We start from the raw sequence: 18,712 nt of genomic DNA, 5'->3' as shown, positions 1-18,712 counted from the left end.
TCTTATGCTGAGTATTCTCTGGAATTTGGCTGCATTCATCATCGCACTTGGTGTGCTTATCACCGTGCATGAATTTGGTCATTTCTGGGTTGCGCGGCGCTGCGGAGTCCGCGTCGAACGCTTTTCCATTGGCTTTGGAAAAGCGCTTTGGCGGCGTACCGATAAATCAGGTACGGAATACGTCATCGCCATGATTCCCCTCGGCGGTTACGTCAAAATGCTGGATGAGCGCGCTGAACCGGTCGCACCGGAATTGCGCCATTACGCCTTCAACAATAAAACGGTTGGACAACGTGCTGCTATTATCGCCGCAGGTCCGATTGCAAACTTCCTTTTTGCTATTTTTGCTTATTGGCTGGTGTTTATCATTGGTGTCCCTGGCGTTCGTCCGGTTATTGGTGAAATAACACCCAACTCGATTGCTGCACAGGCGCAAATTCAGCCGGGTACGGAACTAAAAGCGGTTGATGGCATCGAAACCCCTGATTGGGATGCCGTGCGATTGCAACTGGTATCCAAAATTGGCGATGAGCATACGACCCTCAGCGTGGCGCAATTTGGCAGTAACCAGCGACAGGACAAAACGCTGGATTTACGCCATTGGACATTTGAGCCAGACAAAGAGGATCCTGTCTCTAGTTTGGGCATGCGTCCGCGTGGTCCGCAGATTGAACCGGTACTGTCAGAAGTGCAGGTTAATTCCGCTGCAAGTAAGGCAGGTTTGCAAGCTGGCGACAGGATCGTTAAAGTCAATGGTCAGTCGCTGACGCAATGGATGACGTTCGTGACGCTGGTGCGCGATAATCCGGATACGCCGTTAGCGCTAGATATTGAAAGACAAGGAAGTTCCTTGTCTTTAACGTTAACCCCAGATTCAAAACAGGTTAACGGTAAGGCAGAAGGGTTTGCGGGCGTGGTGCCTAAAGTTATTCCTCTGCCTGATGAGTATAAGACTGTACGCCAGTATGGACCATTCAGCGCCATCCTCGAAGCCTCGGATAAAACGTGGCAGTTGATGAAGCTGACGGTCAGTATGCTGGGAAAATTGATTACCGGTGATGTAAAACTGAACAACCTCAGTGGGCCGATTTCTATCGCCCAGGGGGCTGGGATGTCAGCGGAGTTCGGGATTATTTATTACCTGATGTTCCTTGCGCTTATCAGCGTGAACTTAGGGATAATCAACCTGTTTCCGTTGCCCGTTCTTGACGGGGGGCATCTGCTGTTCCTGGCGATTGAAAAGCTGAAGGGCGGTCCGGTATCCGAGCGGGTTCAAGACTTTAGTTATCGCATTGGCTCTATCTTGCTGGTGTTGTTAATGGGGCTTGCACTTTTCAATGATTTCTCTCGGTTGTAAGAGAGTGTTAGGAAGAACGCATAATAACGATGGCGATGAAAAAGTTGCTCATAGCGTCGCTGCTGTTTAGCAGCGCCACCGTATACGGTGCTGAAGGGTTCGTAGTGAAGGACATTCATTTCGAAGGCCTACAGCGAGTCGCCGTTGGTGCGGCTCTCCTCAGTATGCCGGTGCGCACAGGCGACACGGTTAATGATGAAGACATCAGTAATACCATTCGTGCTCTGTTCGCCACCGGAAACTTTGAGGATGTCCGCGTCCTGCGCGATGGTGATACCCTTCTGGTTCAGGTAAAAGAACGCCCGACGATTGCCAGCATCACTTTCTCCGGTAACAAATCGGTGAAAGATGACATGCTGAAGCAAAACCTCGAGGCGTCTGGCGTGCGTGTTGGCGAGTCTCTGGATCGCACAACGCTTGCCGATATCGAAAAGGGCCTGGAAGATTTCTACTATAGCGTCGGTAAGTACAGCGCCAGTGTGAAAGCGGTGGTGACGCCGTTGCCGCGTAACCGCGTTGACCTCAAGCTGGTCTTCCAGGAAGGTGTTTCGGCGAAGATCCAACAGATCAATATCGTCGGCAACCATGCCTTCTCGACTGACGAACTTATCTCTCACTTCCAGTTGCGTGACGAAGTGCCGTGGTGGAACGTGGTGGGCGATCGTAAATACCAGAAACAGAAGCTGGCGGGCGACCTTGAAACCCTGCGTAGCTACTATCTGGATCGCGGTTATGCTCGCTTCAATATTGATTCCACTCAGGTCAGCCTGACGCCGGATAAAAAAGGCATCTACATCACCGTTAACATCACTGAAGGCGAGCAGTACAAGCTTTCTGGGGTTCAGGTGAGCGGTAACCTGGCCGGGCACTCCGCCGAAATTGAGACCCTGACGAAGATCGAGCCAGGTGAACTCTATAACGGCACCAAAGTGACCAAAATGGAAGATGACATCAAGAAGCTTCTGGGTCGCTATGGCTATGCCTATCCGCGCGTACAGTCGCAGCCTGAAATCAACGACGCTGACAAAACCGTTAAATTGCGTGTAAACGTGGATGCGGGTAACCGTTTCTATGTGCGTAAGATCCGTTTTGAAGGTAATGACACTTCTAAAGACTCCGTTCTGCGTCGCGAAATGCGTCAGATGGAAGGCGCATGGTTGGGCAGCGATTTGGTCGACCAGGGTAAAGAGCGTCTGAACCGTCTGGGTTACTTTGAAACCGTTGATACTGATACTCAGCGTGTTCCAGGCCGTCCAGATCAGGTTGATGTTGTCTACAAGGTTAAAGAGCGTAACACCGGTAGCTTTAACTTCGGCGTCGGTTACGGTACCGAGAGCGGCGTGAGCTTCCAGGCTGGCGTTCAGCAGGATAACTGGTTAGGTACCGGTTATTCTGTTGGGATTAACGGCACCAAAAACGACTACCAAACCTATACTGAGTTGTCTGTCACTAACCCGTACTTCACCGTTGATGGTGTGAGCCTTGGTGGCCGCGTCTTCTATAACGACTTTGAAGCGGATGATGCAGACCTGTCCGACTATACCAACAAAAGTTATGGTACAGACGTGACGCTGGGCTTCCCGGTCAACGAATACAACACGTTGCGTGCGGGCCTGGGTTATGTACATAACAAACTGTCCAATATGCAGCCGCAGGTTGCGATGGATCGTTATCTTGAGTCAATGGGTGAGACCAATACCAACAGCTTTGCTGCGGATGACTTCACCTTTAACTATGGTTGGACATATAACAAGCTTGACCGTGGCTACTTCCCAACGGAAGGTACGCGCGTCAACCTGAACGGCAAAGTCACCATTCCGGGTTCTGACAACGAATACTATAAAGCGACGTTGGATACCGCGACCTATGTACCGATCGATGATGACCATAAATGGGTCGTCCTGGGTCGTACCAAGGTAGGTTATGGAGACGGTATAGGCAGCAAAGAGTTGCCGTTCTACGAGAACTTCTATGCGGGTGGCTCCAGCACCGTGCGTGGCTTCCAGTCTAATACCATCGGTCCGAAAGCGGTCTATAAACCTGGGGCTTACGCAGGGGATCCTGACAGCTACGAAGAGTGTACCAATAAAGACGGTTCGTACTGTAAATCAGACGATGCGGTCGGTGGTAACGCCATGGCCGTAGCCAGCCTGGAATTTATTACCCCGACGCCGTTTATCAGCGATAAGTATGCTAACTCGGTCCGTACCTCCTTCTTCTGGGATATGGGTACCGTTTGGGATACTAACTGGCAGGATAGCGATCAAACTCGCGCTATTGGGGTTCCAGATTACGGTGATCCGAGCAATATCCGTATGTCTGCAGGTATCGCGTTACAATGGATGTCCCCATTGGGGCCGTTGGTTTTCTCCTACGCCCAGCCGTTCAAGAAGTACGATGGAGACAAAGCGGAACAGTTCCAGTTTAACATTGGTAAAACCTGGTAACTGTTCTTCGCAAAGGAATGTAGTGGTAGTGTAGCGATGACTTTAGGCGATCTTGCATGGGATCGCCTGGCCACGCAAAGAACTGCACCTTCGGGTGCAAATGGGATGGTAAGGAGTTAATTGTGAAAAAGTGGTTATTAGCTGCAGGTCTCGGTTTAGCGATGGCAACGTCCGCACAGGCTGCTGACAAAATTGCAATCGTCAACATGGGTAGCCTGTTCCAACAGGTTGCACAGAAGACGGGTGTTTCTGCTACGCTGGAAAACGAGTTCAAAGGCCGTGCCAGCGAACTGCAGCGTATGGAATCCGATCTGCAATCTAAAATGCAGCGTCTGCAATCAATGAAAGCAGGTAGCGATCGTACCAAGCTGGAAAAAGACGTCATGGCTCAGCGCCAGACTTTCTCTCAGAAAGCTCAGGCTTTCGAGCAGGATCGTGCACGTCGTTCCAACGAAGAACGTGGCAAACTGGTTACTCGTATCCAGACAGCTGTGAAATCTGTTGCTAACAGCCAGAGCATCGATCTGGTCGTTGACGCAAACACCGTTGCATACAATAGCAGCGATGTAAAAGACATCACCGCTGACGTACTGAAACAGGTTAAATAAGTAATGCCTTCAATTCGACTGGCTGATTTAGCAGAGCAGTTGGATGCAGAATTACACGGTGATGGCGATATCGTCATCACCGGCGTAGCGTCCATGCAATCTGCGCAAACTGGCAATATCACGTTCATGGTGAATCCTAAATACCGTGAACATTTAGGCGTATGCCAGGCGTCTGCCGTTGTGATGACGCAGGACGATCTTCCTTTTGCTAAGAGTGCGGCGCTGGTAGTGAAGAATCCCTACCTGACCTATGCACGTATGGCGCAAATTTTAGATACCACGCCTCAGCCTGCACAGAACATTGCACCCAGTGCAGTGATCGATGCAACGGCGAAGCTGGGTAATAATGTCTCTGTGGGCGCAAATGCGGTCATTGAGTCTGGCGTAGAACTGGGCGATAACGTGGTTATCGGTGCAGGTTGCTTCGTCGGAAAAAATACCAAAATCGGTGCAGGTTCACGCTTGTGGGCGAATGTGACGATTTACCACGACATCCAGATCGGTGAAAATTGCCTGATCCAGTCCAGCACCGTCGTTGGATCTGATGGATTTGGTTACGCGAACGATCGTGGTAACTGGGTGAAGATCCCCCAGCTTGGTCGCGTGATTATCGGCGATCGCGTCGAGATCGGCGCTTGTACCACCATTGACCGTGGTGCTCTGGACGATACTGTGATCGGTAATGGTGTTATCATTGATAACCAGTGCCAGATTGCGCATAACGTTGTGATTGGCGACAATACGGCGGTAGCCGGTGGCGTCATTATGGCGGGTAGCCTGAAGATTGGCCGTTATTGCATGATTGGCGGTGCCAGCGTGATCAATGGGCATATGGAAATATGCGACAAAGTTACGGTAACTGGCATGGGTATGGTGATGCGTCCTATCACTGAACCTGGCGTCTACTCCTCAGGCATTCCGCTACAACCCAACAAGGTATGGCGTAAAACAGCTGCACTGGTGATGAATATTGATGATATGAGCAAGCGCCTCAAAGCGATTGAGCGCAAGGTTAATCAACAAGACTAAAGCACCTTTTTTGCATGTCTGACTTTTCGGCCTGTCCCATTCATACGATTGCGACAGGCCGTGTTATTATTGCCTTTTAGTATATTTTGACAGGAAGAGTATTTTGACTACTAACACTCATACTCTGCATATTGAAGAGATTTTAGAACTTCTGCCGCACCGTTTTCCGTTTCTGCTGGTTGACCGCGTGCTGGATTTTGAAGAAGGTCGTTTTCTGCGCGCAGTGAAAAATGTATCCGTTAACGAGCCTTTCTTTCAGGGCCACTTCCCGGGTAAACCTATTTTCCCTGGCGTATTGATTCTGGAAGCGATGGCACAGGCTACCGGTATCCTCGCGTTTAAAAGCGTAGGAAAACTGGAACCAGGCGAACTGTATTATTTCGCGGGTATTGATGAAGCACGCTTTAAGCGTCCTGTCGTGCCTGGCGATCAGATGATCATGGAAGTGACTTTCGAGAAAACGCGCCGTGGCCTGACCCGTTTTAAAGGGGTTGCGCTGGTCGACGGTAAAGTTGTGTGCGAAGCAACGATGATGTGTGCCCGTAGCCGGGAGGCCTGATACGTGATTGATAAATCCGCCTTTATTCACCCGACCGCCATTGTAGAAGAGGGCGCCAGCATTGGTGCCAATGCTCACATTGGCCCATTTTGTATTGTTGGACCCCATGTTGAAATTGGTGAGGGTACCGTACTGAAGTCTCACGTTGTCGTGAATGGCCATACAAAAATTGGTCGCGATAACGAGATCTATCAGTTTGCCTCCATCGGTGAAGTTAACCAGGATCTTAAATATGCTGGTGAACCGACCCGTGTGGAAATTGGCGATCGCAACCGCATCCGCGAAAGCGTCACCATTCATCGTGGCACAGTGCAGGGCGGTGGAGTGACAAAGGTGGGCAGCGATAACTTACTGATGATTAATGCGCACGTCGCGCATGATTGTACGGTAGGCAACCGCTGTATTCTGGCGAATAACGCCACGCTTGCCGGACATGTTTCGCTTGATGATTTTGTTATCATCGGCGGCATGACCGCGGTGCATCAGTTCTGCATCATCGGTGCGCATGTGATGGTTGGTGGCTGTTCTGGTGTAGCCCAGGACGTGCCTCCGTACGTTATCGCCCAGGGCAACCACGCGACGCCGTTTGGCGTCAATATCGAAGGTTTGAAGCGTCGTGGATTCACCCGCGAAGCGATTACCGCGATTCGTAACGCCTACAAAGCGTTGTACCGTAGCGGTAAAACGCTGGAAGAAGTGAAACCCGAAATCGCGGAACTGGCGAAACAGTATCCCGAAGTTCAGGCTTTCAGCGACTTCTTTGAGCGCTCAACGCGTGGCCTGATTCGTTAATGACTGAACAGCGTCCTTTAACGATTGCCCTCGTCGCCGGAGAAACCTCCGGCGATATTCTTGGTGCAGGGTTAATCCGTGCACTCAAGGCTCGTGTTCCCAATGCGCGCTTTGTTGGCGTGGCGGGTCCGCTGATGCAGGCCGAAGGCTGTGAAGCCTGGTACGAAATGGAAGAGCTGGCGGTCATGGGCATTGTTGAAGTGCTCGGACGCCTGCGCCGTTTACTGCATATTCGTGCCGACCTCACTCGCCGATTCACCGACTTAAAGCCGGATGTTTTCGTCGGCATTGATGCGCCTGATTTCAATATTACCCTCGAAGGGAACTTGAAAAAACAGGGCATTAAAACCATTCATTATGTCAGCCCGTCCGTCTGGGCGTGGCGACAGAAACGCGTTTTCAAAATAGGCAGATCCACCAACATGGTGCTGGCCTTTCTGCCTTTCGAAAAAGCGTTTTATGACAAATTTAACGTCCCGTGCCGCTTTATCGGTCATACCATGGCAGATGCCATGCCGTTGGACCCGGATAAAAATGCGGCGCGTGATGTTCTGGGCATTCCTCATGACGCTCACTGCCTGGCGCTACTGCCAGGAAGCCGTGGTGCAGAAGTGGAGATGCTCAGCGCCGATTTTCTGAAAACGGCGCAGCTATTACGCCAGCATTATCCGGATCTCGAAGTGGTGGTGCCGTTGGTGAATGCCAAACGCCGCGAGCAGTTTGAGCGAATCAAAGCTGAAGTTGCACCGGAGCTTTCTGTACATCTGCTCAATGGGATGGGACGTGAAGCAATGGTGGCCAGCGATGCCGCACTGCTGGCTTCAGGTACCGCCGCGCTGGAATGTATGCTGGCAAAATGCCCGATGGTGGTTGGCTACCGTATGAAACCCTTCACCTTCTGGCTGGCGAAGCGTCTGGTGAAGACTGATTACGTTTCGCTACCTAACCTGCTGGCGGGAAGAGAACTGGTTAAAGAGCTGTTGCAGGAAGAGTGTGAACCGCAGGCGCTGTCGCAAGCGCTATTGCCGTTGCTGGCGAATGGTAAAACCAGCCATGCGATGCACGACACATTCCGTGAACTGCACCAGCAGATCCGTTGCAATGCTGATGAGCAGGCAGCGGATGCGGTCCTGGAGTTAGCGCAATGATTGAATTTGTGTATCCGCATACGCATTTAGTTGCGGGTGTGGATGAAGTCGGGCGCGGCCCTTTGGTTGGCGCAGTCGTCACAGCTGCCGTCATTCTGGATCCGGCTCGCCCTATTATCGGTCTTAACGATTCAAAGAAACTGTCAGAAAAACGTCGCCTGGCGCTGTTTGATGAAATTAAAGAAAAAGCGTTAAGCTGGAGCCTTGGTCGGGCGGAACCGCATGAAATCGACGAGCTGAACATTTTGCATGCCACCATGCTGGCCATGCAGCGTGCTGTTGCGAGTCTACATATTGCGCCCGAATACGTGCTGATTGACGGCAATCGTTGCCCGGCATTACCGGTACCGTCGATGGCGGTGGTCAAAGGTGATAGCCGCGTGGCGGAGATTAGCGCCGCATCGATTCTGGCAAAAGTGACCCGTGACGCGGAAATGGCGGCGCTGGATACGGTTTTTCCACAGTATGGTTTTGCACAGCACAAAGGCTATCCAACCGCATTTCATCTGGAAAAATTGGCACTGCATGGTGCGACTGAGCACCATCGCCGCAGCTTTGGCCCCGTCAAACGCGCACTGGGACTCTCGTCCTGATTCTTGTGTCGAAGGAATCTGAAGATGTCTGAACCACGTTTCGTCCACCTACGGGTGCACAGCGACTACTCCATGATCGATGGGCTGGCGAAAACCGGACCGCTGGTGAAAAAGGCGGCCGCGTTAGGCATGCCTGCGCTGGCGATCACCGATTTTACCAACCTGTGTGGTCTGGTGAAGTTTTACGGAGCGGGTCACGGTGCGGGTATTAAGCCGATAGTTGGCGCAGATTTTCATGTCCGCAGTGAGCTGTTGGGCGATGAACTCACGCAGCTCACCGTGCTGGCCGCAAATAATACCGGCTATCAGAACCTGACGTTGTTGATTTCGAAAGCCTATCAGCGCGGCTATGGCGCAGAAGGACCGGTTATCGACCGGGACTGGTTGGTTGAGCTAAAAGAAGGTTTGATTTTGCTCTCCGGCGGTCGCATGGGCGATGTCGGACGCAGCCTGCTGCGCGGCAATAGCGCACTGGTTGACGAGTGCGTGGCGTTTTACGAAGAACATTTTCCCAATTGCTATTTCCTCGAACTGATTCGCACCGGCAGGCAAGATGAAGAAAATTATCTGCACGCAGCCGTAGAACTGGCCGAAACGCGTGGTCTACCGGTGGTAGCGACTAACGATGTCCGCTTCCTTGAAACCGGAGATTTCGATGCGCATGAAATCCGCGTGGCAATCCACGACGGGTTTACCCTTGATGACCCGAAACGCCCGCGCAACTATTCGCCGCAGCAGTACATGCGCAGCGAAGATGAGATGTGCGATCTGTTCTCGGATATTCCGGAAGCGCTGCAAAACACCGTCGAGATAGCCAAACGCTGCAACGTGACGGTGCGTCTGGGCGAATACTTCCTGCCGCAGTTCCCGACCGGCGATATGACCACCGAGGATTTCCTCGTGGCGAAATCACGCGAAGGGCTGGAAGAACGTCTCGAATTTTTGTTCCCTGACCCTGAAGTTCGTGCGCAGAAGCGCCCGCCTTACGATGAACGTCTGGAAGTTGAACTTAAAGTTATCAACCAGATGGGATTCCCAGGCTACTTCCTGATCGTTATGGAATTTATCCAGTGGTCGAAAGATAACGGTGTACCGGTAGGCCCGGGACGTGGTTCCGGCGCTGGCTCACTTGTCGCCTATGCGCTGAAAATTACCGATCTCGATCCGCTGGAGTTTGACCTGCTGTTCGAACGTTTCCTTAACCCGGAACGTGTCTCAATGCCCGACTTCGACGTTGACTTCTGCATGGAGAAACGCGACCAGGTTATCGAGCACGTGGCGGAAATGTACGGTCGTGATGCGGTTTCGCAGATTATTACCTTTGGTACGATGGCTGCAAAAGCGGTTATCCGCGACGTGGGCCGCGTGCTGGGACATCCGTACGGTTTCGTTGACCGTATTTCGAAACTGGTGCCGCCCGACCCGGGCATGACGCTGGCAAAAGCCTTTGAAGCCGAACCCCAACTGCCGGAAATCTATGAGGCAGATGAAGAGGTTAAAGCGCTGATCGATATGGCGCGTAAGCTGGAAGGCGTCACGCGTAATGCCGGTAAGCACGCCGGTGGTGTGGTTATCGCACCGACAAAAATTACTGATTTTGCGCCTCTGTACTGTGATGAGCAGGGGCTGCACCCGGTTACTCAGTTTGATAAGAACGACGTGGAATATGCCGGTCTTGTGAAGTTCGACTTCCTCGGCCTGCGTACGCTCACCATCATCAACTGGGCGCTGGAAATGATCAACGCGCGCCGTGAAAAGAACGGTGAGCCACCGCTGGATATTGCGGCTATCCCGCTGGATGATAAGAAAAGCTTCGATATGCTGCAACGCTCGGAGACCACGGCGGTCTTCCAGCTTGAATCCCGCGGTATGAAAGACCTGATCAAACGTCTGCAGCCTGACTGCTTCGAAGACATGATCGCACTGGTGGCTCTGTTCCGCCCAGGTCCGCTACAGTCGGGGATGGTAGATAACTTTATCGACCGTAAGCATGGTCGCGAAGAGATTTCCTACCCGGACGTACAATGGCAGCATGAGTGTCTGAAACCGGTACTGGAGCCGACCTACGGCATTATCCTGTATCAGGAACAGGTTATGCAGATTGCCCAGGAGTTGTCCGGGTACACCCTTGGCGGCGCGGATATGCTGCGTCGTGCGATGGGTAAGAAAAAGCCGGAAGAGATGGCTAAGCAGCGCGGCACCTTTGAAGAAGGGGCGAAAAAGCGCGGCGTAGACGGCGAACTGGCGATGAAAATCTTTGACCTGGTGGAGAAATTCGCCGGTTACGGATTTAACAAATCGCACTCCGCAGCCTATGCGCTGGTCTCTTACCAGACGCTGTGGCTGAAGGCGCATTATCCTGCTGAGTTTATGGCGGCGGTAATGACCGCCGATATGGATAACACCGAGAAAGTGGTCGGGCTGGTAGATGAATGCTGGCGTATGGGGCTCAAAATCCTGCCGCCGGACATCAACTCCGGTCTTTACCATTTTCACGTGAATGATGATGGCGAGATTGTTTATGGCATCGGCGCGATAAAAGGCGTGGGTGAAGGACCAATTGAAGCTATTATTGAGGCGCGTAACGAAGGCGGTTACTTCCGTGAGTTGTTTGATCTCTGTGCGCGCACGGATATCAAAAAACTTAACCGCCGGGTGCTGGAAAAGCTAATCATGTCCGGGGCGTTTGATCGCCTTGGCCCGCATCGCGCGGCGTTGATGAATTCGCTCAACGATGCGCTAAAAGCCGCCGATCAGCATGCAAAAGCCGAAGCCATCGGTCAGGCCGATATGTTTGGCGTGCTGGCGGAAGAACCGGAGCAAATTGAACAATCCTATGCCAGTTGCCAACCGTGGCCGGAGCAGGTGGTATTAGATGGTGAGCGTGAAACGTTGGGGCTTTACCTGACGGGACACCCCATCAACCAGTATTTAAAAGAAATTGAGCGCTATGTCGGAGGCTACAGGCTGAAAGACATGCATCCGACAGAACGTGGTAAAGTCACCACGGCTGCGGGGCTCGTCATTGCTGCGCGGGTAATGGTCACCAAGCGCGGCAATCGTATCGGCATCTGTACACTGGATGACCGTTCCGGACGTCTGGAAGTTATGTTGTTTACCGATGCTCTGGATAAATACCAGCAATTGCTGGAAAAAGACCGCATACTTATCGTCAGCGGACAGGTCAGCTTTGATGACTTCAGCGGCGGGCTTAAAATGATGGCCCGTGAAGTCATGGATATTGACGAAGCCCGGGAAAAATATGCTCGCGGGCTTGCTATCTCGCTGACGGACAGGCAAATTGATGACCAGCTTTTAAACCGACTCCGTCAGTCTCTGGAACCCCACCGCTCGGGGACAATTCCAGTACATCTCTACTATCAGAGGGCGGATGCACGTGCGCGGTTGCGTTTTGGCGCGACGTGGCGTGTCTCTCCGAGCGATCGTTTGCTAAACGATCTCCGTGGCCTTATTGGTTCGGAGCAGGTGGAACTGGAGTTTGACTAATACAGGAATACTATGAGTCTGAATTTCCTTGATTTTGAACAGCCGATTGCAGAGCTGGAAGCAAAAATCGATTCTTTGACTGCGGTTAGCCGTCAGGATGAGAAACTGGATATTAACATCGATGAAGAAGTGCATCGCCTGCGTGAAAAAAGCGTAGAACTGACGCGTAAAATCTTCGCCGATCTTGGCGCTTGGCAGGTAGCCCAACTGGCGCGCCATCCACAGCGTCCGTACACCCTGGATTATGTCCGCCTGGCGTTTGATGAATTTGATGAGCTGGCGGGCGATCGTGCCTATGCGGATGATAAAGCTATTGTCGGCGGTATCGCGCGTCTGGATGGCCGTCCGGTGATGATCATTGGTCATCAGAAAGGCCGTGAGACCAAAGAAAAGATTCGCCGTAATTTCGGCATGCCAGCGCCGGAAGGCTATCGCAAAGCGCTGCGTCTGATGGAAATGGCCGAGCGTTTCAACATGCCGATCATTACCTTCATCGACACCCCTGGGGCTTACCCGGGCGTGGGCGCGGAAGAGCGTGGTCAGTCAGAAGCGATCGCGCGCAACCTGCGTGAAATGTCGCGTCTGAGCGTACCGGTAATCTGCACCGTTATCGGTGAAGGTGGTTCCGGTGGCGCGCTGGCGATCGGTGTAGGCGATAAAGTGAATATGCTGCAATACAGCACCTATTCCGTTATCTCCCCAGAAGGTTGTGCTTCCATTCTGTGGAAAAGCGCCGACAAAGCACCGCTGGCCGCAGAAGCGATGGGAATTGTTGCCCCGCGTCTGAAAGAGCTGAAGCTTATCGACTCTATCATTCCGGAACCGTTAGGCGGTGCACACCGCAATCCGGAAGTGATGGCTGCGTCCCTGAAAGCACAGCTGCTGGCCGATCTCGCCGATCTCGACGTGTTAAGCAAAGACGATCTGAAAAACCGTCGTTACCAGCGTCTGATGAGCTACGGTTACGCGTAAACTGCATTTATTCTGAAAAGGGCCACTACGTTGTGGCCCTTTTTTTTACCTGCGGTTTGACCAGGCTATGATTAACTAAGGTTTTTCCAGGAGGAACGCATGAATATCATTGCCATCATGGGACCGCATGGCGTCTTTTATAAAGATGAGCCCATCAAGGAACTTGAGCGTGCGCTGCAACAGCAGGGATTTCAGATTATCTGGCCGCAGAATAGTGTCGACCTGCTGAAGTTTATCGAACACAACCCGCGAATTTGCGGCGTCATTTTTGACTGGGATGAATATAGCCTTGAGCTGTGCAGTGACATCAACCAGCTCAACGAGTATCTCCCGCTCTATGCCTTTATTAATACCCATTCGACGATGGATGTCAGTGCGCACGACCTGCGCATGGCGCTGTGGTTTTTTGAGTATGCGCTGGGTCAGTCTGAAGAAATTGCCACCCGCATTCGCCAGTACACCAGCGAATACCTCGATAACATTACGCCTCCGTTCACCAAGGCGCTGTTTACCTATGTGAAGGAAGGGAAGTATACCTTTTGTACGCCTGGACATATGGCGGGTACGGCGTACCAGAAAAGCCCGGTCGGCTGCCTGTTCTATGATTTCTTTGGCGGCAATACGCTGAAAGCCGACGTGTCCATTTCCGTAACCGAACTGGGCTCATTGCTTGATCATACCGGTCCGCACCTTGAAGCGGAGGAGTACATCGCTCGCACCTTTGGTGCCGAACAGAGCTATATGGTGACTAACGGCACCTCGACATCGAACAAGATTGTCGGTATGTATGCTGCGCCTGCAGGAAGTACGCTACTGATTGACCGCAACTGCCATAAGTCGCTGGCGCATTTGCTGATGATGAGCGATGTGGTGCCAATCTGGTTGAAGCCTACGCGTAACGCGTTGGGGATCCTCGGCGGTATACCCCGTCGGGAATTTACCCATGCAAGTATTGAACGCAAGGTAGAAGAGACGACTCAGGCGCAATGGCCGGTACACGCGGTGATCACCAACTCCACCTATGACGGGCTGCTTTATAACACCAACTGGATCAAGCAAACCCTGGATGTGCCCTCCATCCATTTTGATTCAGCCTGGGTGCCGTATACCCATTTTCATCCGATCTATCAGGGGAAAAGTGGGATGAGCGGCGAACGGGTACCGGGAAAGGTGATATTTGAAACCCAGTCCACCCACAAGATGCTGGCGGCGTTGTCACAGGCTTCGCTGATCCACATTAAGGGTGACTATGATGAAGACACGTTCAACGAAGCCTTTATGATGCACACCTCCACGTCTCCGAGCTACCCGATTGTGGCGTCGATAGAAACGGCGGCGGCAATGCTGCGTGGTAATTCCGGCAAGCGGTTAATCAATCGTTCGGTGGAACGGGCGTTGCATTTCCGTAAAGAAGTGCAGCGTCTGCGCGAAGAGTCGGATGGCTGGTTCTTTGATATCTGGCAGCCGGAAAAGGTCGATGAAGCAGAATGTTGGCCGGTAGCGCCAGGTGAAGACTGGCACGGATTTGTTGATGCTGATGCCGACCACATGTTCCTCGACCCGGTGAAGGTGACGATTCTGACGCCGGGAATGGATGAACAGGGAAATATGAGCGAAGAGGGGATCCCCGCGGCGTTGGTGGCGAAATTCCTTGATGAACGCGGCGTCGTCGTCGAAAAAACGGGACCGTATAACCTGTTGTTCCTGTTCAGTATTGGCATAGATAAAACCCGGGCGATGGGGCTGCTACGTGGCCTGACGGAATTTAAGCGCTCGTACGATCTGAATTTACGCGTGAAAAATATGCTGCCGGATCTGTATGCTGAAGATCCCGATTTCTATCGCAATATGCGTATTCAGGATCTGGCACAGGGGATCCATAAGCTGATCCGCCAGCACGATCTCTCCGGACTGATGCTGCGTGCATTTGATACTTTGCCGGAAATGAAAATGACACCGCACCAGGCCTGGCAGCGGCAGATCAAAGGTGAGGTGGAAACCGTGGCGCTTGATCAACTGGTAGGACGCGTGTCCGCCAATATGATCCTGCCTTATCCTCCCGGCGTGCCGCTCTTGATGCCCGGGGAAATGATCACTGCTAAAAGCCGGGCTGTCCTCGATTTTCTTCTGATGCTGTGTTCAGTGGGGCAGCGCTACCCGGGATTTGAAACCGATATCCATGGCGCTAAACTGGGCGAGGATGGTGTGTATCGCGTGAGAGTCTTAAAAATGGCATAACGACTTGCCTGACCCTAAGACGTACGAGTAACGTGCTGACAGAAAAATGAAAGAGGCGATGACGCTATGCTGGGATTAAAACAGGTTCACCATATTGCCATTATTGCGACGGACTACGCGGCAAGTAAGGCATTTTACTGCGATGTGCTTGGCTTTACACTGATGAGCGAAGCCTATAGGGAAGAGAGAGACTCGTGGAAAGGCGATCTGGCATTGAACGGCCAGTATGTGATTGAGCTTTTTTCTTTCCCGTTTCCACCTTGCCGTCCGAGCCGACCGGAAGCCTGCGGTTTGCGTCATCTGGCGTTCAGCGTGGAGGATGTGGAAAAGTCGATCGCGCATCTGGAAGCACACCACGTGAAGTGTGAATCCATACGTATCGATCCATTTACCGGTAAACGCTTTACGTTTTTCAACGATCCGGACGGATTGCCCCTCGAACTGTACGAGCTGTAAGGCTTGTCATTGTGGCGTTAGCCCGGTAACGTGCCGGGCAATGCCATTGTAAGTAACCATCATGACGACACTCACGCTGAACACTTCACTGCTGAATTCTCAATCGATTTTGGTCGCCTTTAGCGGCGGGCTGGACTCAACCGTACTCCTGCATCAGCTGGTGCAGTGGCGAGCGCAGCATCCTGAGGTCGCTTTACGCGCAATCCATATTCATCACGGATTAAGCCCACATGCAGACAGTTGGGTGCAGCACTGTGAGTCAGTATGTATGCAGTGGCAGGTGCCGCTAGTGGTTGAGCGGGTACACCTTGAGGACGATGGCCTGGGCATCGAAGCTCAGGCGCGACGCGCGCGCTATCAGGCATTTGCGCAGACCTTACTACCGGGCGAGGTGCTGATGACCGCCCAGCATCTCGATGACCAGTGTGAAACCTTTTTGCTGGCGCTTAAGCGCGGCAGCGGCCCTGCCGGACTTTCCGCCATGGGCGAAAACTCACCGTTCGCCGGAACCCAGCTGATTCGACCGCTGCTGGCGCAAACGCGAGAGGCGCTTGAAGCATGGGCGCGGCAGCATGAATTATGCTGGATTGAAGATGAAAGCAATCAGGATGATACCTACGATCGCAATTTCCTCAGATTGCGCGTTACCCCATTGCTGCAACAGCGCTGGCCGCACTTCGCGCAAGCCGTAGCCCGCAGCGCCGCGCTGTGTGCTGAGCAGGAGAGTTTACTGGATGAACTGCTGGCCAGCGATTTAGCCGATTGCATCACAGCCCACGGCACACTACTACTGGTACCGTTAATGATGATGAGCGACGTGCGTCGTGCCGCGCTGCTTCGTCGCTGGCTGGCGGGGTTAAATGCGCCGATGCCTTCTCGTGATGGACTGGAACGTATCTGGCAGGAAGTGGCGCTGGCGCGGGAAGATGCCTCACCCTGTTTTCGCCTCGGGGAGTACGAGGTCCGTCGTTATCAGTCACAGCTGTGGTGGGTGAAGTCAGTCGATGGGCAAAGCGAAACCGTTATCCCATGGTTAGAGTGGAAAACACCGTTGGCGCTGCCTGCCGGATTGGGTTCGGTTCAGTTAATTTCTGCGGGTGAATTGCGCATGCCGCAAGCGGATGAAGCTGTCAGCATTCGTTTCAAAGCACCAGGGTTATTGCATATTGTCGGGCGTAACGGTGGACGGAAATTAAAGAAAATCTGGCAGGAGCAGGGGATTCCACCCTGGCGACGAGATACCACACCGCTGCTGTTTTACGGCGAAACGTTGATTGCGGCTGCGGGTGTTTTCGTGACGCGTGAGGGAGCGGCGGAAGATGAAGAAGGCGTGAGTCTGGTTTGGCGTGGAAAGTAGGCCGGATAAGGTGCTTTGCACCGTCATCCGGCACCAAAATAATCAGGATTCGCTGACCACCACGGTACCGATTTGCGGGTGGCTGAAGCTGGCAATTTTGTCGAGACGAAGCTCCCGGGTTTCACCAGCGACATCTGCGACCAGATACTCCACGTTTTTGCGTGAAACCAGGTCGTTCGCTTTCGCCTGCAAAACTTCGCCATCTTTTAACGCCAGCGTCAGTAACAAATGGTGCTGGCAGGCGAGTTCAAGATTGTCGTAATCATCGCAGTTGATGGGTTGATACGTTTCATTCATTGACATAATCGCTCACCAGTAAGTTCGCGGCAGCATAGGCCGCTTTTTCCCTGACCGACTCTGGAAGGGCGCTGTCTGTCGCCACTTCATTAAGCACCTTCAATACGCAACCCAGCGCATCCGGGATATACCCTAAGTCTCCGCTGGCGATTTCCGCGTACCGCTTGCGTATTAACTCACAATATTTTTCCACATGCCCTCCTGTCAGCACTCTGACTTAACCGTGGATGCAAGTCTAAGCCTACGAAGATAAACTCTGTTTAGCAAGGTGACTATACCATACTCATTCAAGCAATATCAGCGCCTTGATAGATGAGCAGTTAGCAGCCTTTTGCCGCAGTTTTCGCTACAATGTGCGCTTGATTCGAAAGGAGTTCTCCCATGGCGCTTAAAGCGACAATTTATAAAGCCGTCGTCAACGTAGCGGATCTTGACCGCAACCAGTTTCTTGACGCGGCCTTGACGCTGGCGCGTCACCCCTCTGAAACCCAGGAGCGCATGATGCTGCGCCTGCTGGCCTGGATTAAATATGCCGATGAACGGCTGCAGTTCACGCGTGGCCTGAGCGCGGAAGACGAGCCTGAAGCATGGCTGCGTAACGACCATCTGGGCATCGATCTTTGGATTGAGCTGGGTCTGCCGGATGAGCGCCGTATCAAGAAAGCCTGTACCCAGTCTGGTGAGGTTGCTCTGTTTGCCTATAACAGCCGTGCGGCTCAGATCTGGTGGCAGCAAAACCAGAACAAATGTGCGCAGTTTAAAAATCTCACCGTGTGGTATCTGGATGATGAACAGCTGGCGCAACTGAGTGATTTTGCTGGTCGTACAATGGCGCTGCAGGCGACTATTCAGGACGGCGCTATTTGGCTGTCCGATTCTCAGAACAATCTGGAAATTCATCTGACCGCGTGGCAGCCGCGTTCATGATTGTTCTCTCCCGAAACGTCTCTATCCCTGATAATGAGCTGGAAATCACGGCGATTCGGGCACAAGGCGCGGGTGGTCAGCACGTTAACAAGACCTCGACGGCTATCCATTTGCGCTTTGACATTCGGGCCTCGAGCCTGCCAGAGTATTACAAGGAACGCCTGCTGGCCGCCAGCCATCATCTGATTAGCGGCGATGGCATTATTATCATTAAGGCGCAGGAATACCGTAGCCAGGAGCTCAATCGGGAAGCGGCAATCTCCCGACTGGTGGCGGTGATAAAAGAATTAACCGCGGTGCAAAAAAGCCGACAGGCAACTCGCCCTACGCGCGCCTCGAAAGAGCGCAGGTTGTCATCGAAGGCGCAAAAATCCACAGTGAAAGCACTGCGCGGGAGAGTTCGTCGAACGCAAGACTGACGAGCG

At 52.7% G+C, this 18,712-nt stretch carries 17 protein-coding genes; 15 read left to right on the top strand and 2 right to left on the bottom strand.

Annotated elements, in window-relative coordinates; genetic code table 11:
• Positions 1–4 precede the first annotated feature (4 nt).
• From rseP to tilS, 13 genes are all read left to right on the top strand, one after another.
• On the top strand, positions 5–1,357 hold the full coding sequence (gene rseP, locus LY264_RS19955; protein ID WP_048227062.1) for a sigma E protease regulator RseP: 1,353 nt from the start codon (positions 5–7) through the stop codon (positions 1,355–1,357).
• Between the two features lie 29 nt (positions 1,358–1,386).
• A complete protein-coding gene (gene bamA, locus LY264_RS19950; RefSeq protein WP_048227061.1) occupies positions 1,387–3,804 on the top strand; it encodes an outer membrane protein assembly factor BamA in 2,418 nt (805 codons plus the stop codon).
• Positions 3,805–3,926: 122 nt separating this feature from the next.
• Positions 3,927–4,412, top strand: coding sequence for a molecular chaperone Skp (gene skp, locus LY264_RS19945; RefSeq protein ID WP_016151765.1), 486 nt, complete (start codon positions 3,927–3,929; stop codon positions 4,410–4,412).
• A 3-nt stretch (positions 4,413–4,415) separates the two neighbouring features.
• Complete coding sequence (lpxD, locus tag LY264_RS19940; protein ID WP_003018531.1) at positions 4,416–5,441, top strand: UDP-3-O-(3-hydroxymyristoyl)glucosamine N-acyltransferase; 1,026 nt, start codon at positions 4,416–4,418, stop codon at positions 5,439–5,441.
• 103 nt (positions 5,442–5,544) lie between these two features.
• A complete protein-coding gene (fabZ, locus tag LY264_RS19935; protein WP_003018528.1) occupies positions 5,545–6,000 on the top strand; it encodes a 3-hydroxyacyl-ACP dehydratase FabZ in 456 nt (151 codons plus the stop codon).
• A gap of 3 nt (positions 6,001–6,003) precedes the next feature.
• Entirely contained in the window at positions 6,004–6,792 is a 789-nt protein-coding gene (gene lpxA, locus LY264_RS19930; RefSeq protein WP_003018525.1) for an acyl-ACP--UDP-N-acetylglucosamine O-acyltransferase, read from the top strand.
• Positions 6,792–7,940 (top strand): lipid-A-disaccharide synthase, encoded by a 1,149-nt coding sequence (lpxB, locus tag LY264_RS19925; protein WP_003829168.1) that lies wholly within the window; start codon positions 6,792–6,794, stop codon positions 7,938–7,940. The genes lpxA and lpxB overlap by 1 nt, the downstream gene beginning before the upstream one ends.
• Positions 7,937–8,533 (top strand): ribonuclease HII, encoded by a 597-nt coding sequence (rnhB, locus tag LY264_RS19920; protein WP_048214887.1) that lies wholly within the window; start codon positions 7,937–7,939, stop codon positions 8,531–8,533. The genes lpxB and rnhB overlap by 4 nt, the downstream gene beginning before the upstream one ends.
• Positions 8,534–8,557: 24 nt before the next feature.
• Positions 8,558–12,040, top strand: coding sequence for a DNA polymerase III subunit alpha (gene dnaE, locus LY264_RS19915; RefSeq protein WP_071692322.1), 3,483 nt, complete (start codon positions 8,558–8,560; stop codon positions 12,038–12,040).
• 12 nt (positions 12,041–12,052) lie between these two features.
• Positions 12,053–13,012 (top strand): acetyl-CoA carboxylase carboxyl transferase subunit alpha, encoded by a 960-nt coding sequence (gene accA / locus LY264_RS19910; RefSeq protein WP_003829164.1) that lies wholly within the window; start codon positions 12,053–12,055, stop codon positions 13,010–13,012.
• 99 nt (positions 13,013–13,111) lie between these two features.
• Positions 13,112–15,250 carry a lysine decarboxylase LdcC gene (ldcC, locus tag LY264_RS19905; protein ID WP_048227059.1) on the top strand — a complete coding sequence of 713 codons (2,139 nt, stop codon included), beginning with the start codon at positions 13,112–13,114 and terminating at the stop codon, positions 15,248–15,250.
• A gap of 66 nt (positions 15,251–15,316) precedes the next feature.
• Positions 15,317–15,706 (top strand): VOC family protein, encoded by a 390-nt coding sequence (locus LY264_RS19900; RefSeq protein ID WP_003829160.1) that lies wholly within the window; start codon positions 15,317–15,319, stop codon positions 15,704–15,706.
• A 61-nt stretch (positions 15,707–15,767) separates the two neighbouring features.
• Positions 15,768–17,063 carry a tRNA lysidine(34) synthetase TilS gene (gene tilS / locus LY264_RS19895; RefSeq protein WP_048227058.1) on the top strand — a complete coding sequence of 432 codons (1,296 nt, stop codon included), beginning with the start codon at positions 15,768–15,770 and terminating at the stop codon, positions 17,061–17,063.
• Positions 17,064–17,105: 42 nt separating this feature from the next.
• Here the strand turns inward: tilS and rof are convergent, their stop codons facing one another.
• Together rof and LY264_RS19885 are read right to left on the bottom strand one after the other, a co-directional pair.
• Positions 17,106–17,366 (bottom strand): Rho-binding antiterminator, encoded by a 261-nt coding sequence (rof, locus tag LY264_RS19890; RefSeq protein WP_003018503.1) that lies wholly within the window; start codon positions 17,364–17,366, stop codon positions 17,106–17,108.
• The gene (locus LY264_RS19885; protein ID WP_048214883.1) at positions 17,353–17,553 is read right to left on the bottom strand and encodes a YaeP family protein; all 201 of its coding nucleotides are present in this window, start codon (positions 17,551–17,553) and stop codon (positions 17,353–17,355) included. The genes rof and LY264_RS19885 overlap by 14 nt, the downstream gene beginning before the upstream one ends.
• A 188-nt stretch (positions 17,554–17,741) precedes the next feature.
• Here LY264_RS19885 and LY264_RS19880 point away from each other — a divergent pair, with 188 nt between their 5' ends.
• Positions 17,742–18,287, top strand: coding sequence for a YaeQ family protein (locus tag LY264_RS19880; protein WP_003018497.1), 546 nt, complete (start codon positions 17,742–17,744; stop codon positions 18,285–18,287).
• Positions 18,284–18,706 (top strand): alternative ribosome rescue aminoacyl-tRNA hydrolase ArfB, encoded by a 423-nt coding sequence (gene arfB / locus LY264_RS19875; RefSeq protein WP_032942412.1) that lies wholly within the window; start codon positions 18,284–18,286, stop codon positions 18,704–18,706. The genes LY264_RS19880 and arfB overlap by 4 nt, the downstream gene beginning before the upstream one ends.
• The last annotated feature ends 6 nt before the right edge of the window (positions 18,707–18,712 follow it).

It is taken from the genome of Citrobacter portucalensis (assembly GCF_023374935.1).
GTDB classification, from domain to species: Bacteria; Pseudomonadota; Gammaproteobacteria; order Enterobacterales; family Enterobacteriaceae; genus Citrobacter; species Citrobacter portucalensis.
Note: the sequence above shows the minus strand (reverse complement) of the source record. Positions and strands in the feature narration are given on the sequence as shown.

Excerpts from the sequence above, each read along its gene's own strand:
- LY264_RS19900 (WP_003829160.1), top strand. The coding sequence starts at position 15,317 with ATGCTGGGATTAAAACAGGTTCACCATATTGCCATTATTGCGACGGAC.
- ldcC (WP_048227059.1), top strand. The coding sequence starts at position 13,112 with ATGAATATCATTGCCATCATGGGACCGCATGGCGTCTTTTATAAAGAT.
- rseP (WP_048227062.1), top strand. The coding sequence starts at position 5 with ATGCTGAGTATTCTCTGGAATTTGGCTGCATTCATCATCGCACTTGGT.
- rof (WP_003018503.1), bottom strand. The coding sequence starts at position 17,366 with ATGTCAATGAATGAAACGTATCAACCCATCAACTGCGATGATTACGAC.
- bamA (WP_048227061.1), top strand. The coding sequence starts at position 1,387 with ATGGCGATGAAAAAGTTGCTCATAGCGTCGCTGCTGTTTAGCAGCGCC.
- lpxB (WP_003829168.1), top strand. The coding sequence starts at position 6,792 with ATGACTGAACAGCGTCCTTTAACGATTGCCCTCGTCGCCGGAGAAACC.
- lpxD (WP_003018531.1), top strand. The coding sequence starts at position 4,416 with ATGCCTTCAATTCGACTGGCTGATTTAGCAGAGCAGTTGGATGCAGAA.
- rnhB (WP_048214887.1), top strand. The coding sequence starts at position 7,937 with ATGATTGAATTTGTGTATCCGCATACGCATTTAGTTGCGGGTGTGGAT.
- arfB (WP_032942412.1), top strand. The coding sequence starts at position 18,284 with ATGATTGTTCTCTCCCGAAACGTCTCTATCCCTGATAATGAGCTGGAA.
- accA (WP_003829164.1), top strand. The coding sequence starts at position 12,053 with ATGAGTCTGAATTTCCTTGATTTTGAACAGCCGATTGCAGAGCTGGAA.
- LY264_RS19880 (WP_003018497.1), top strand. The coding sequence starts at position 17,742 with ATGGCGCTTAAAGCGACAATTTATAAAGCCGTCGTCAACGTAGCGGAT.
- tilS (WP_048227058.1), top strand. The coding sequence starts at position 15,768 with ATGACGACACTCACGCTGAACACTTCACTGCTGAATTCTCAATCGATT.
- dnaE (WP_071692322.1), top strand. The coding sequence starts at position 8,558 with ATGTCTGAACCACGTTTCGTCCACCTACGGGTGCACAGCGACTACTCC.